This is a genomic window from Nitrosomonas sp. (assembly GCF_040256045.1).
Classification (GTDB): domain Bacteria; phylum Pseudomonadota; class Gammaproteobacteria; order Burkholderiales; family Nitrosomonadaceae; genus Nitrosomonas.
Genome location: NZ_JBDZWD010000030.1, coordinates 1 through 14,292, shown reverse-complemented (window position 1 = coordinate 14,292; position 14,292 = coordinate 1). Strand labels below are relative to the sequence as shown.

14 protein-coding genes are annotated in these 14,292 nt (G+C 54.0%); 8 read left to right on the top strand and 6 right to left on the bottom strand.

The window, feature by feature from the left end:
• The first annotated feature begins 50 nt into the window (after window positions 1-50).
• The 4 genes from ABUL11_RS07115 to ABUL11_RS07100 are packed head-to-tail and all read left to right on the top strand — an operon-like array spanning window position 51 to window position 2,664.
• Window positions 51-1,304: a GTP-binding protein gene (locus ABUL11_RS07115; RefSeq protein WP_350283170.1), complete on the top strand. Its 1,254-nt coding sequence runs from the start codon at window positions 51-53 to the stop codon at window positions 1,302-1,304.
• Window positions 1,301-1,543 carry a hypothetical protein gene (locus ABUL11_RS07110; RefSeq protein WP_350283169.1) on the top strand — a complete coding sequence of 81 codons (243 nt, stop codon included), beginning with the start codon at window positions 1,301-1,303 and terminating at the stop codon, window positions 1,541-1,543. Before ABUL11_RS07115 ends, ABUL11_RS07110 begins: the two co-directional genes overlap by 4 nt.
• Entirely contained in the window at window positions 1,540-1,953 is a 414-nt protein-coding gene (dksA, locus tag ABUL11_RS07105) for an RNA polymerase-binding protein DksA (protein ID WP_350283168.1), read from the top strand. Before ABUL11_RS07110 ends, dksA begins: the two co-directional genes overlap by 4 nt.
• Window positions 1,954-1,998: 45 nt before the next feature.
• Window positions 1,999-2,664: a DUF1826 domain-containing protein gene (locus ABUL11_RS07100; protein WP_350283167.1), complete on the top strand. Its 666-nt coding sequence runs from the start codon at window positions 1,999-2,001 to the stop codon at window positions 2,662-2,664.
• A 173-nt stretch (window positions 2,665-2,837) separates the two neighbouring features.
• On the opposite strand, the gene ABUL11_RS07095 is transcribed toward ABUL11_RS07100, so the two are convergent.
• The 5 genes from ABUL11_RS07095 to ABUL11_RS07075 all read right to left on the bottom strand — a co-directional run bounded on the left by ABUL11_RS07095 (window position 2,838) and on the right by ABUL11_RS07075 (window position 10,595).
• Complete coding sequence (locus ABUL11_RS07095) at window positions 2,838-3,878, bottom strand: cation diffusion facilitator family transporter (RefSeq protein ID WP_350283166.1); 1,041 nt, start codon at window positions 3,876-3,878, stop codon at window positions 2,838-2,840.
• 126 nt (window positions 3,879-4,004) lie between these two features.
• The gene (locus ABUL11_RS07090; RefSeq protein WP_350283165.1) at window positions 4,005-6,506 is read right to left on the bottom strand and encodes a heavy metal translocating P-type ATPase; all 2,502 of its coding nucleotides are present in this window, start codon (window positions 6,504-6,506) and stop codon (window positions 4,005-4,007) included.
• Between the two features lie 298 nt (window positions 6,507-6,804).
• The gene (locus ABUL11_RS07085) at window positions 6,805-7,614 is read right to left on the bottom strand and encodes a methyltransferase domain-containing protein (protein WP_350283164.1); all 810 of its coding nucleotides are present in this window, start codon (window positions 7,612-7,614) and stop codon (window positions 6,805-6,807) included.
• Window positions 7,615-7,985: 371 nt separating this feature from the next.
• On the bottom strand, window positions 7,986-9,731 hold the full coding sequence (locus tag ABUL11_RS07080) for a tetratricopeptide repeat protein (protein WP_350283163.1): 1,746 nt from the start codon (window positions 9,729-9,731) through the stop codon (window positions 7,986-7,988).
• A gap of 264 nt (window positions 9,732-9,995) precedes the next feature.
• Entirely contained in the window at window positions 9,996-10,595 is a 600-nt protein-coding gene (locus ABUL11_RS07075) for a TetR/AcrR family transcriptional regulator (protein WP_350283162.1), read from the bottom strand.
• A gap of 152 nt (window positions 10,596-10,747) precedes the next feature.
• On the opposite strand from ABUL11_RS07075, the gene ABUL11_RS07070 reads away from it, so the two are divergent.
• The 4 genes from ABUL11_RS07070 (at window position 10,748) to ABUL11_RS07055 (ending at window position 13,715) form a co-directional block, all read left to right on the top strand.
• A complete protein-coding gene (locus ABUL11_RS07070; protein ID WP_350283161.1) occupies window positions 10,748-11,143 on the top strand; it encodes an MbcA/ParS/Xre antitoxin family protein in 396 nt (131 codons plus the stop codon).
• A 12-nt stretch (window positions 11,144-11,155) separates the two neighbouring features.
• Window positions 11,156-11,872 (top strand): RES family NAD+ phosphorylase, encoded by a 717-nt coding sequence (locus ABUL11_RS07065; RefSeq protein WP_350283160.1) that lies wholly within the window; start codon window positions 11,156-11,158, stop codon window positions 11,870-11,872.
• 95 nt (window positions 11,873-11,967) lie between these two features.
• Window positions 11,968-13,017, top strand: coding sequence for an NAD(P)-dependent alcohol dehydrogenase (locus tag ABUL11_RS07060; RefSeq protein ID WP_350283159.1), 1,050 nt, complete (start codon window positions 11,968-11,970; stop codon window positions 13,015-13,017).
• A 41-nt stretch (window positions 13,018-13,058) separates the two neighbouring features.
• The gene (locus ABUL11_RS07055) at window positions 13,059-13,715 is read left to right on the top strand and encodes a hypothetical protein (RefSeq protein WP_350283158.1); all 657 of its coding nucleotides are present in this window, start codon (window positions 13,059-13,061) and stop codon (window positions 13,713-13,715) included.
• 287 nt (window positions 13,716-14,002) lie between these two features.
• On the opposite strand, the gene ABUL11_RS07050 is transcribed toward ABUL11_RS07055, so the two are convergent.
• A complete protein-coding gene (locus ABUL11_RS07050) occupies window positions 14,003-14,275 on the bottom strand; it encodes a type II toxin-antitoxin system RelE/ParE family toxin (RefSeq protein ID WP_350283183.1) in 273 nt (90 codons plus the stop codon).
• Window positions 14,276-14,292 lie beyond the last annotated feature (17 nt).

Sequence of the window (14,292 nt, the reverse complement as noted above, 5' to 3'; positions counted from 1 at the left end):
GAAATCCATCACAAACAGTACCTTCGACTCCCATATTTCCACAATACATTATGACGACAGCGGATCAACGCCTGCCGGTAACGGTACTCTCCGGCTTTCTGGGTGCAGGCAAAACCACCCTGCTCAACCATATCCTGGCAAACCGTGCAGGGTTGCGTATCGCGGTCATTGTCAATGACATGAGTGAAGTCAACATCGATGCCTCACTGATTGAACGCAATGCCAGGAATACAGGCACAGCCCTGTCGCGCACCGAGGAAAAACTGGTACAGATGAGTAATGGCTGCATCTGCTGCACTCTGCGCGGTGATCTTCTTACGGCAGTGCACGAGCTCGCATCGGAAGATCGTTTCGACTACCTCGTGATCGAATCGACCGGTATCGGTGAACCCATGCCGGTTGCAGCCACATTCGATTTCCGTGATGAACACGGTGATTCGCTTAACGATATTTCCCGCATCGATACTATGGTCACGGTCGTAGACGCCGTCAATCTACTGGATCATTTATCAAGCGAAGATCTGCTGGCACAGCACGGTGAAGTGGCAGGTGATGGAGATGATCGTACGCTCGCCAGCCTGCTGATCGAGCAGATCGAGTTCGCAGATGTAATCATCATCAGCAAGATCGATCGCGTCAGTCAGACCAAACTCGATACCGTCATCGGCACTGTCAAGGCACTGAACCCTGTAGCAAACATTGTTCACGCCGAGCATGGACGAGTCCCGCTCGAAAAGATATTGAATACCGGCCGTTTCGATCTGGAACGTGCCAGCACAATGGCGGGTTGGGCTCGAGAGCTGGCGGGCGAGCACACCCCTGAAACCGAAGAATATGGCATCGACAGTTTCATTCTGCGCACACATGAACCTCTCCACCCGCAGCGCCTCGCAGCTTTCCTCGATATGCCGCTGACGGGTATTCTGCGAGCCAAAGGTTACCTGTGGCTGGCCAGTCGCCCCGAATGGGCAATTTCTTATTCCCGTTCCGGCCCTACTGTTTCAGTAGAACCGGTAGGACAATGGTGGGCGGCCGTACCCAGGATTCAATGGCCTGCTCAAGGCAGTCAGGAACGCACCCTGATCGAACAGAACTGGCGCAAACCCTATGGAGATCGTATCAATGAGGTGGTTTTCATCGGACGCCATCGGGAATGGAATCGGCCAGCAATCGAAACAGCTTTTTCCGCCTGCAAACTGACTCCCGTCGAAATTTCTCGCGGCCCGGCCTACTGGCGCACTTTGCCTGATGATTTTCCCGAGTGGTCCGTGACCTCCCTGACGGAAGAGCTGGATTTATCATGAGTGCGATCATCCCGGAAACGTTCGAAGAATGGCGGTACTGCATCGAGCACGACTGCGGCATTGTCCTGACCCCTGAATTCATATCAACCCGGCTGACGATACTGCGCAAACCACAGCACGAGGAAACACAGCGATTCGTACGATACTACGGTGAAGCGCACCGGCAACGGATCATCCACTGGTTCGAGCATGCGCTGAACGATACGCAGTCTGCCCGCACAACTCTATCCATATCATGAAAAACCAATCCGAGAAGATACCTGAAGATCTCGTGCCACCCGGCGAGTACATGTCACCCGCGCAACTGGCATTTTTCCGGCAGCGGCTCGAACAGGAACGGAGCGCTCTGCTGGAAAATACCCGCAACACACTGGAAGAAATACGCAGCGTCGATACTGAACCGGACCCCAGTGATCGGGCAAGCATGGAAGAGAAATTTTCCCTCGAGTTCCGTGTGAGAAACCGTGAGCGCAAACTGCTCGGGAAGATCGAAGAAGCATTACAGCGTATCGAGAACGGTAGCTATGGCTGGTGTGTAGAAACGGGTGAACCCATCGGTATTCCCCGCCTGCTGGCAAGGCCCGTTGCTACCCTCTGCATCGAAGCACAGGAGCGCCACGAGCTGATAGAACGCAACCATCGCTCCTGAACCCCCTTTCCATCAAAGAACTCTCTCTCCGACAATCGTTTGAAAATGTCGTTATTTCCCGTTACTTCCACCCTTCAGCCATACAGCCGGGTAACGCAACACCCCGCAGAACTGCTGCGGATCTTTGATACCGGCACCCACGTCGTTCGCTGGCAACGACGTACAAACCTTGCTATTACCACCTACCTGCGGCAAGTCACGACCAAGGGCCTGTTGAGCAGCGGTTTCCGCACCTGCCTCAAAGCAAATCAGCAGCTCGACCCGATCCACCTCCCGGATGGACCGGGCCGCAGTGCTCTCGCCGATGATATTCGTCAACTTTCAGTCCTCTATCACGATCTGCTGGGATGCCCTATGATAGGCCTGCGCCTGGAGGTATTGCACAATGCCATGTGCCCGCGCTTTCATGTGGATCGCACCGGAATACGTATGACCTGCACCTATCTGGGTCCAGGTACAGAGTGGATCGACGACGTACAGGTCGATCGCACCAGACTCGGCTCCGGAGCCAATGGACTGCCCGACACCCAATCAGGACTGTTCACCACGGATGAAACCTCGATAGAAGCCGCCTCCTGCTTCGATGTAGTGCTGCTCAAAGGTACATTGTGGCAGGGCAATACTGCACAGGGAGCAATACACCGCTCCCCTGCCACTACGCCTTCGGATAATCCCCGTATCCTGCTCGTGATAGATGCTCTCTGGGATTGATCGATACCTGTAGAGCCAGCCGAACCACGCTCATGCAGTAGTGCTATTCAAGCTCGGATCATTCGTCCTGCGCAAGATCCCCAAATTGCTGCTCAGCCCGGGGAAAAGAGCAGTAACGACAAATACCAAGACCCGGACAATTTTTCGATCTTCGCTTTCAGCGAGTCACCATCTCATCGATGTTCGCGATCGAGCTGGCCTCGCGGATCAACCTGTACGGTAACGTGATCAATAGCATAGCGTGCCTTCAACCAGGCCGAGACAACAGGCGGCAATGTCAGAGGATCGATCCCCTCGGCCGGACTGACGTGTACCGTTGCCACTGCACTCTCATCAGTCAGAGTCCAGGCGTGGAAGTGCCCGGCATCATCGATTTCAGGCAACTCTGCCAGGCCGCGCTCAGCCGCCACCGCATCAACACCCTGGGGCACCGCCTGCAACAATACGTGAATCGAATCAGCTACCAGCTTCCAGGCCGAGCGAACCACCAACGCAGCAACGAGCATCGACAGCAGTGGGTCCAGAATGGTCCAACCGGTGAACATGATGCCGATCGCAGCGCTAATCGCTCCCACCGATCCGAGCAGATCACCCATTACATGCAGCAAGGCTCCACGCAAGTTGCCGTCGCCCTTATTTCCCGACCACAGGATCCAGGCACCCGCGACATTCACCAGCAAACCGATGATTGCAACGACCAGCATGGGCCCGGCCAGGATCCCGGTCGGCGAGTTGAGGCGCTGTACGGCTTCCCAGGTAATCCAGACCACCAGCAATAGCAGCGTTGCGCCGTTGGCCAACGCGGCCAGCACGCGGACGCGGTGAAACCCATATGTCCGCGTTTCATCAGCAGGCCGCCATGCAATACGGTAAGCCACCAGCGCCAGGAACAACGCTGCAGCATCTGAAATCATATGACCGGAATCAGCGATCAATGCCAGCGAGCCTGACAACCAGCCGCCGATAGCCTGAATCAGCGCGTAACCTGCGGTGAAAATGAAGACGAAACGGATACGGCATTCGTTGTTCGCTGTAACGACATGATTATGCTCGTGGCCATCATGCTCATTACGGTCGTCGTACCCCTGGCCAACATGGATACAGTAATTGTATCTATGGACGTGACCTGACCCGTGATCACGGGTTTCATCACTATGGTGGCGAGATATGTTTTTGGAATCTCTGGAGTCTGTGGGTGATGTTGTATTAACCATGACTGCCTTTCCTATGTTGGCATTGAAGCCAGTTCCTGATACAGCATCGTCGTAACTTGCAACTCTCCTTGGGGAATACGGAAGCATACTGCTCGGTAAGTATCTGCTGGCGGTCATCCTCTTTCATCAATGAGCGGTGTCCGATGCCACCGCCAGCGGCGGCTGGAAGCGGCGCAGGCGCAACGCATTGCCGAGCACGAACACGCTCGACAGCGCCATCGCGCCGGCCGCGAAGATCGGCGACAGCAACACGCCGTAGGCGGGGTACAGCACGCCGGCGGCCACCGGAATCAGCGCCGTGTTGTAGCCGAAGGCCCAGAACAGGTTCTGGCGGATGTTGCCGATGGTGGCCTTGGACAGTGCGATGGCGTTGGGCACGCCCTGCAGATTACCGGACACCAGCACGACGTCGGCGGACTCCACCGCCACGTCAGTGCCGCTGCCGATCGCCAGTCCCACGTCGGCCTCGGCCAGCGCCGGCGCGTCGTTGATGCCATCGCCCACGAAGGCGATCCGGCCGTGGGCGGCCTTCAGCCGGCGCACGGCCTCCACCTTGCCCTCGGGCAGCACCTCCGCGATCACTTCGTCGATGTCCAGTTGCCTGGCGATGGCCTGGGCCGTGCGTGCGTTGTCGCCGGTGATCATCGCGACCTTCAGGCCCAGTTGATGCAAGGCCGCGATGGCGGCGGGCGTGCTGGGCTTGATCGGATCGGCCACGGCAATGATGGCGGCCAGCCGGCCGTCGATGGCGGCATACATCGGCGACTTGCCTTCGTTGCCGAGGCGCTCGGCCGTACCGGCAAAGCCGCTCACGTTCAGGCCCAGTTCACGCATGTAGCGATCCGCGCCGACTTCCACCCGGGCGCCATCGACCGTGGCACGTACCCCCATGCCGGTGACCGATTCGAAATCGGTCATCGCCGGCAACTCGATGCCTTGCTCCACGGCCGACTCGACGATGGCGCGGGCAATCGGATGTTCCGAGCGCGATTCCACGGCCGCGACCTTCGCCAGCACCTGGCTGCGATCGAAACCTTCGGCGATCTCCAGGTCGGTCAGGATCGGGCGGCCTTCGGTCAGCGTACCGGTCTTGTCCACGGCCACCGCCCGGGCGTCCTTAAGCAACTGCAGCGCTTCACCCTTGCGGAACAGCACACCCAGCTCGGCGCCGCGGCCGGTGCCGACCATGATGGACGTCGGTGTGGCCAGGCCCATCGCGCAGGGGCAGGCGATGATCAGCACGGCCACCGCGTTAACCAGCGCGAAGGTCAGCGCCGGTGACGGCCCGAAGATCAGCCAGACCAGGAAAGTCAGCGCCGCGGCCAGCATGACGGCGGGCACGAACCACAGCGTCACCTTGTCGACCACGGCCTGGATCGGCAGCTTGGAGCCCTGGGCCTGTTCGACCAGCCGGATGATCTGCGCAAGCATGGTCTGTCCGCCGACAGCGGTGGCGCGCAGGGTCAGCGCACCCTTCTGGTTGACGGTGCCGCCGACCACGGCGCTGCCGGCCGTCTTCTCGACGGGAATCGGCTCGCCGGTGATCATCGACTCGTCGACGAAGCTGCGGCCCTCGGTCACTTCGCCGTCGACCGGCACGCGCTCGCCGGGGCGGATTTCCACGATGTCGTCCAGGGCTACGTCATCGATCGGAATATCGACGATGCGGCCATCGCGCGAGACGTGCGCGACCTTGGCCTGCAGACCGACCAGGCGCCTGATGGCCTCGGAAGTGCGCCCCTTGGCGCGCGCTTCGAGAAAGCGTCCCAGCAGGATCAGCGCCACGATGACGGCGGCCGCCTCAAAGTAGACGTTTACCGTGCCGGCCGGCAGCAGGCCGGGCGCGAAGGTGGCGACCACCGAATAGCCGAACGCGGCGGCGGTACCGACCGCGACGAGCGAGTTCATGTCCGGCGCCAGGCGCAGCAGCGCGGGAATTCCCTGCTGGTAGAAGCGCCGGCCCGGGATGGCCAGCACCAGCGTCGTCAGCACGAACTGCAGGTACCAGCTCTGCTGCATGCCGATGGTGGTCATGACCCATTCGTGCATGGTGGGAATCAGGTGCGAACCCATCTCGAGCACAAACACCGGCAAGGCAAGCACCACCGCCAGCGTCAGGTCGCGCCTGAGTCCGGCGCGCTCGGCATCTTTCTTCTCCGCGGCCTCGTTGTCGGCCTGCACGCCGGTATCGACCGGACTCGCCTCGTAGCCGACCTTCTCGATGGCGGCGATCAGATCCTGCACGGCGGCCACGCCGCGCACGGTGGCGCGTTCGGTCGCCAGGTTCACCGTGGCCTCCGTCACGCCAGGTACAGCCTTCAGCGCCTTCTCGACGCGGCTCACGCACGATGCACAGGTCATGTTATCGACCGCCAGCTCAGTAGTGCCGGCCGGCACATCGTAACCCACCTTTTCCACCGCCCGGATCAGTGCCGTGCGATCGACAGGACCGGTTAAGTGGACATCAGCCCGCTCGGTGGCAAGATTGACGGACACACTCTCCACGCCCTCGACCTTGGCCAGGGCGGCCTCGACCCGGCCGACGCAGCTCGCGCAGGTCATGCCCTCGATGGGCAGGCTGATCGTATCTATAACATCATGAGAGTTATTGGTACTCGATAGACTCATGCCGGGCTCCTCAGTTTTTGTTCAACATCCAAACAGCCTAAGCCTTGCCATAATGGGAAGGTCAAGCACATTTCTCAATCACCACTCGATCATCCGGCTCTCCAAAATAGTGAGGATATGACAGGTACCTTGTGGTGACGCGAGTGCAGCAAATATTCAGCTCGATCGATTCTGGAAAAACAGGTACATCCTGTTTACAGAAATGTGATTAATCTTTTATAAATCAATTAATACTTTGAACTGAATACATTCACCTTACCACTCTGATAAGATAAATGTATTGTTTGACCATTTGTAGTCAGGGTTTGTATTCCCCTGGTTTTTCCGTTTCGAACAGGATGGCCTGCATCGGAAAACATGTAGGGTTCGAGCCATATTCCTCGATAAACGCATTTGTCAGCGCTTCGACAATATCATCAGGATCAACTTCACCACGCTCTCTGATTTCATTGATGATCGGACTGAATATCAGCCCGCGTGCAAAAGCTCGGACATCCGGTATATCGTAAACCCGTCGCTGAACCGAAATACTTATTTGCTCAAATCCGGCACGAATCAGCATCTCCTTGACGGGATCAATTTCAAAAGATGAAACAGTACTCTCAAGAAACCGGGGAGGATCCGATGGAAAAAACTGTTTCATGACTTCGAAAGTCAGGCTGGCATAAGGATTATAGTCACGTGAATCCCATACACTGAACAGATATCGCCCGCCCTGCCTCAATACCCGATGGACTTCACGAAAAGCCTTGTCCTTGTCGAAAAACATTACGCCAAACTGACAAACTACCGCATCGAAAGTCCGATCATCAAAAGGCAGGGTCACAGCATTTGCAATCTGGAAAGTAATCTGTTCGTGCGGGAGGAATTTCGTACGTGCGACATCTGTCATGGCATCACTGATATCGACAGCAGTCAATTGTGCATCTCCGGGCAGCACATTCCGCAGTTGTCTTGTCACGATCCCTGTACCTGATGCAACTTCAAGTACATCACGAACCGGTTTCCCTGCTGCACGCCTGGCGATATCCGCAGCATATTGCTCGAAAAGCACGTGCCCCAGATCACGATCATAAGCAACAGCAACATCACCCACATACCCCGCCATAAAATTCTCCAGTAAACGTTAATTCAATTTGATTGCCCATCCGAGTTCAGGCATTTATATTCAAATTGCATGACATTCTAATCAACTATTCGTTTGAGGTTATAAAAGAAAGCCGCAACTGCGCCCAGCACAAGCATCGGCCAATACGGGGCAAAAAGCTCATACCATTTCGTACCGACTATGGCAGGTATCTCCAGATGAAATTCATACTGATACTCATCCGTACCGGAAAGCTGAAGTACATAGTCTCCTGGCTCATCGATACGAACTTCCTGCGAAATAATCCCTGCCTGATAAATTCTGGCGGGAATCGACCAGAGCGGTTCTATTATTCTTTCACCGTCTTTTCTAACCAGTCATGCAGAAAGTAATTATCGACTCAGACGTGATGCTGTCAGTGTTATATCAGCATGCTCCCAGGCCTTCTTGAAGCGTGCTTCAATAACTTTTGCGTCATCCTCCTTTTTTTGAGCACGCAGTGCCTGTAACAGACCGAAAAGCGCCCAGCCATTATCCCGATTGCGTTTCAGATCTTCCCAGTAGACTGTCTCTGCTTCATCCGGATGCCCCGCTTCCAGCAGAACGGCGCCCAATGCGAGCCGAGGCGGATAATGCCATTCAGCCGGTTCCGTATAAACCAGCGCATCTTCATAGCGAACAGCCCGTTCAAGATGTGCAACCGCAGTTGCATAATTTCCGCGAGCAGCAGCAATTTCACCGGCCAGCACTTCAGGACCTACCTTCAAAATATCATAGGCCGTATTTCTTGAAAGTAACGGACTATCAAGAGGAGCACGATCTTTTACAATGCTGCGCAACTGTGTCAGCTCTTTTTCGGCCCGTTGCAACTGCTTCGTCGCTACATAGGCCAGTCCGCGCACATAATGCCAGCTGCCATTAAGAAATGCGTTGAATGCGGGAGGAGCAGGCTCGGCAAGTATTGCCTCCCATTGCCCAAAACGTGCAAGCGTCCAGTAAGGCACTACACGAAAGATGGCTGTGAACGGCATTTCACGCAACAGTGCATCATCTACTTTGCTGGCGGCTTTCCGTGCGCTTTCAAGTGCCAGTGCACGCTGGCCACTGGCAGTCGCAGCAAACCAGAGGAAATGAATGTTGTGCGGATAATAGGCCATCGGATACAACCCCGGGACATGAGGATGCCCTATGTAATGTTCATCCGCTGCAATCGCCAGCTGATTACTCTTCGCAGAATCCGCATAGCGTCCGACCCGCTGAAAAATATGGGAAGACATGTGAACCATATGTCCGGCATCCGGCATCAGCGACAATAGCTTGTCTGCCGCTTTCTCCGCACGCTCGGGTATGTTCGTCGGCTCCATCAGATGGATATACATATGAAGTACAGCAGGATGCGCAGGATAGCGACGCAACACTTCTTCGGTCACTGCGACGATTTCATCTGTTCCCTCGTGGGGATGACCATCCCGCATCCAGTAATCCCAGGGACGGATATCCATCATCGATTCCACATAAAGCATAGCGATATCCGCATCATCCGGAAAACTGCGATGTACCTCACGCATCGCATCAGCGTAGGCTTTGTCATTTGCCTTGCGATTTTCATCTGTCCCTGAATAACGTTTCTTCAACGCCCGGATCAGAGCCTGCTCCCTGGGAGTTGCAGATGCCATACGTGATTCTGCCCGTTTAACCAGTTCCAGAGCACGGGGCTCATCGGCGGGATCCATTGGGGCATTTATATTGGGACCCAGTACCAGGGCCTGTCCCCAATAAGCCATCGCGAGACTGGGATCCAGCCGTGCAGCCTCCTGAAAAGAGTAGCCAGCTTCGCCGTGGTTGAAGCCATAGGCAAGGTTAAGTCCCTGATTGATGAGTAGTTGCGCCTGTTCGTTTTGTGTACTGACCGGAAATGTGTGCGTTCCGAGATTATGCAATCTGGAAGCAGATTGATCGCCAGATAACAGAAGACCCGCAGAATCTGACAGCTCGTGAAATTGATTTCCCACGGCAGATACTGCATGTTTCTCGTGATGCTCGCTCACATTTTCGTCAGGCTGGACAGTTGAACAGGAAATACTGACAACCGCCGATAGCAGCCCCACCACAAGAGAATTAAAAGTACGGGATTCCATGTGCATCTCCTTAAAAATATTTATTACAGTTAAGCAGGTATCTTTCTCTTATTGCTCGTATTCCATCTTCCGGCAGCTTTCCGCGTGATGTAGCCGACCACAGACAGAATGCTGCATGATTTCTCTGAAGTATCCTGCAAATCCCAAGTAATAATTGAGTTGGTTTCAGAGATTTCGCATTCAATGATGAATTTGGGTATTTATACCTCCTGTTTTATATAAAAATATGACTGGTCGTCTTAAAGGAAGAGAAAAAAGCAAAATTCAAGAGGATCTGAAAAAATTGCCGAGCAGATCCTCACAGCATTGCCTGACAGGCCTGGATGATTCTTCGATTTTTGCTCTCAGCAAGGCCCCTTGCCAGGTATTTATCAATAAATCTGCCATATCTTCCGCTGATTTGTCTGCTCTGACTGTACCTTGCTGTTGAGCTTTGGCTAAACCGGATTGCAGCAGCTCCCGGAAACGGTTGACAGCTACTTTAAGAGATTGCTGACAAAGGGGGCTGGTATCAGCTACTTCACCCATTAAATTGCCAAGCAGGCACCCTCCCTTGAAATCGTTCTTCTCTACTTGAGCGATAAGCTCATCAAAATAATGTTGTATCGCGGCCAACGCATCGGTCTCGGATTGCTGTAAATGGGCGACCAACCGGAGGACAAAGGAATCGACATAATGCTGGATGACCTTGGCGGCAAAATCTTCCTTGCTATCGAAATAATTATAAAAAGAGCCCTTGGGAATATTGACCGCATCCAAAATCTCCTTGAGCCCAGTACCGTGATAGCCTTGCTGCATAAGCACATCAACCCCTTTATTTAACAGGCTTTCCCGACTTGCTTCCTTTTTTTCTGATTTAAGCATGGAAAAATAATACGACCGGTTGTCTTATTTTGTCAATTGATCCAATAACCAAGCTGAAATACTTGGAAATGTTTTATTTCACACATTATTTGTGTTAAAAGTAACAATATCCTGTGTAATTTTTAGTATCAATTTAAAATGAGGAACAGGCCATGACAACCATTAGCAGACGAGAGGAAAGTACATCCCGAGATCGTGGTGCACTCGCCAAAATGGTCATGACATTGCTCGATCACTGGCAATTGAGCACAGAAGACCAGGCAGCCCTGTTAGGTATCGCAGCCAGTAACCGAGCTGCACTGGCACGCTATCGTAAGGGAGAAGCCATCGGCACCAGCCGGGATCAGTACGAACGCGTAGGCCACCTGTTAGGCATCCATAAGAATCTGCGTTTGTTATTTCCGCAGAACCGAGATCTGGTATACCGCTGGATGACTACCCGCAACAAGGCATTCGGCAACCTGACCCCGGTCGAGGTGATCAAGGAATGGGGCTTTGCCGGATTGCTGATGGTGCGAGGCTGCCTGGATCGCGCTCGTGGTATTTGAATCGGAAACTGCATGAGTTCTCTATTCGCTCAACTCACTTTGATCGATGTTCATCAGGATGTCGCCAGAAACATTGTGTCACTGCGTCAGTCACAAGACTTGTTCGATGATCTGACCGACGATCCGGCCGAATGGCTACTGGCACAGAAAATAGAAGCCGAGATCAAACCCCCGCCATATCAGTCGTACCACCCCATCATCGATCGACCGTTCGAAGAAGCTGAGTGGTTCAATGCCATAATCTGGCCATTCAAGTATTGGCAATCCAGCCGGTTTTCAGATGGAACACACGGGGTATGGTACGGTTCGGAATCGGTTGAAACCACCGTCTACGAGTCGGCGTATCACTGGTATCGTGGCTTGTTGAGCGATGCGGGATATGAACATGAAGCCGTTATCGCTGAGCGGAAAGTTTACTCGGTCGCCTGCAGTGCAGCCTTACTGGATTTCCGAAAGGTCACCGCAGAATACACCGATTTGTTACACCCTTCTGATTACACACTGACCCAGTCAGCAGGAGCACGAATTCATCGAGAAGGACACCCGGGACTGTTGATTCAATCTGTTCGCAGATCATCAGGTGAAAATATGGCCGTATTCAATCCAGACGTGTTATCCAATCCGAGGCATAACTGCCAGCTGACCTATCGGCTCGAAGGTGATCAGATCAGAGTGGAAAAGTATCCGGGGACAGCATGGATCACCCTGGATGTAGCGATTTTTGATTGACCCTCTCCTTTCTATTCAGACAATGAGACTGTCAATGGGATATATCTGATTCACCCACAAAACGGAATTTCACATCCCTTTACAGGAGCGACGATATGACAATCAAAGCCTATGGTGCCCGCGCGGGCGACCTTCCCCTTGAACCGATGAACATCACCCGGCGCACACTAGGTGTACACGATGTGCAGATCGACATCAACTATTGCGGTGTGTGTCATTCCGATTTGCACCAGGTTCGATCCGAATGGGCAGGTACCTTATATCCTTGCGTGCCGGGGCACGAGATTGTCGGCCGTGTATCGGCCGTCGGTGCACACGTCACCGACTTCAAGCCGGGTGACCTGGCCGGTGTCGGCTGCATCGTCGACAGCTGCCGGCACTGTGCCGAGTGCAATGACGGATTGGAAAACTACTGTAACCACATGATCCTTACCTACAACGGCCCGTCATCTGACACGCCTGGTCATACACTGGGCGGTTACTCTCAACAGATCGTGGTACACGAGCGCTACGTATTGCGCATTCGCCATTCTGAAACGCAGCTGGCTGCCGTGGCGCCTTTGCTATGCGCAGGCATCACCACATGGTCACCATTGCGCCATTGGAAAGTGGGACCAGGCCATAAAGTGGGCGTAATCGGTATCGGCGGGCTGGGTCATATGGGCATCAAGCTGGCACACGCGATGGGTGCGCATGTAGTCGCGTTCACTACATCCGAATCCAAACGCGAGGCAGCAAGAACATTGGGCGCAAATGAAGTAGTGATCTCACGCAACACCGATGAAATGACTGCACACGCCGAGAGCCTCAATTTCATCCTCGACACCGTAGCTGCACCACACGATCTCGATGCATTTTTTGCACTGCTCAAACGTGACGGCACGATGACACTGGTAGGTGCTCCTGCCACACCACACCCCTCACCTAACGTGTTCAGCCTGATCATGAAGCGCCGCAACCTGGCAGGTTCATTGATCGGTGGTATTCCTGAAACACAGGAGATGCTGGATTTCTGCGCCGAACATGGCATTGTGGCAGATATCGAGATGATCCGTGCCGATGAAATCAACGATGCTTACGAACGTATGCTCAAGGGTGATGTAAAGTACCGCTTCGTCATCAACTGCGCTTCGCTCGCAACCTGAATGAAGAAAGAAGAAAAGCACAGAATCGATTTATGTCTTGAATGCAGAAAATTTTCGGAATAAATATGCCAACAATTGATCAGTATTTCCCAGATTTTTTTAACGATGCGCCTACCGTAACGTTGCAAGATCCACTGGCCCGGTTTCTCGGGGCAGCGCACGACGGGGTCATGGAATATCGGTATGCCGATGCTGTACGATTGGCGGGACACTCCTGTCCCACCGTAGCGGGCACCTGGCTGATGACGGTACATGGCCTGCGGGCGCTGTACGGTGATGCCTTACCGATACGCGGCGAGATCGAGGTTTACATGGCCGATGCGCGTGATGCCAGCACCACGGGCGTCATGGCGACCGTAGCGCAGCTCGTCACCGGTGCAGCGCCGGAAACAGGCTTTCAAGGTATCGGAGGACGCTTCGGGCGCAACGACTTGCTGCATTTCGATCAGCCGATGCAAGGGTCGATAGGTCTGCGCCGTAAAGACACAGGTGCGGCGGTGCAAGTAGAACTCGACGCCTCGGTCGTGCCCTGGCCGGATGAAATGCGCGTACTTCTCCCCAAGGCAGTAAGCGGGCAGGCCAGTACGGCTGAACTGCAGCGCTTTGGCGAGCTGTGGCAGGAGCGCGTGTGCAAGATGCTGACCGATCATGCCGACGATGTCGATATGATACGGGTAAGCGACTGGACCATGGATTGATTGGCTGGCTCCGCGAACAAAGTCGCTCAAGTACTACCTGGCAGTCTCATTCATATCCCGGTAAGCAGTCATCTCGAAGCAATAAGATTTCTGGAGGTCAATCAGATTTCCTGTATTGAATCCAAGAAACTCCTGCACAAACCCGATTCCGGCATTGCGCACGTAGCAAAGCAATCCAGGTTTTTCACTACATTATCAACTCATGGAGGCTGTGCAGTTCACAGATAATCTTTCAGCAGCCCGCTAAGTCAGAACTGGTTTGGCATCACAGCTATGGAGTGGAAATTTTATCTATCTGAGATATCTGGCTCGCTGTCATTATTTTCACCCAGCAGATATTTCCGTAACTGCATTTCCTCTCTCATAACATGGAGTATCAGAACGACATCTCCCTCATGCCTGTAAAAAACCCGACATGGGTTGCAGATAACCTCACGGTACACGGACTCCGGCAGTTCGGGCGGCTCCCGCCCGGAGTCCGGGAATTGTTCCAGACAACTTATTCTTGTAAAAATATTTCTTACTAGGGTCTGTTGACATTTCGCTCTAAGTTCTTGCACTAGAAAAGAAAACTCGT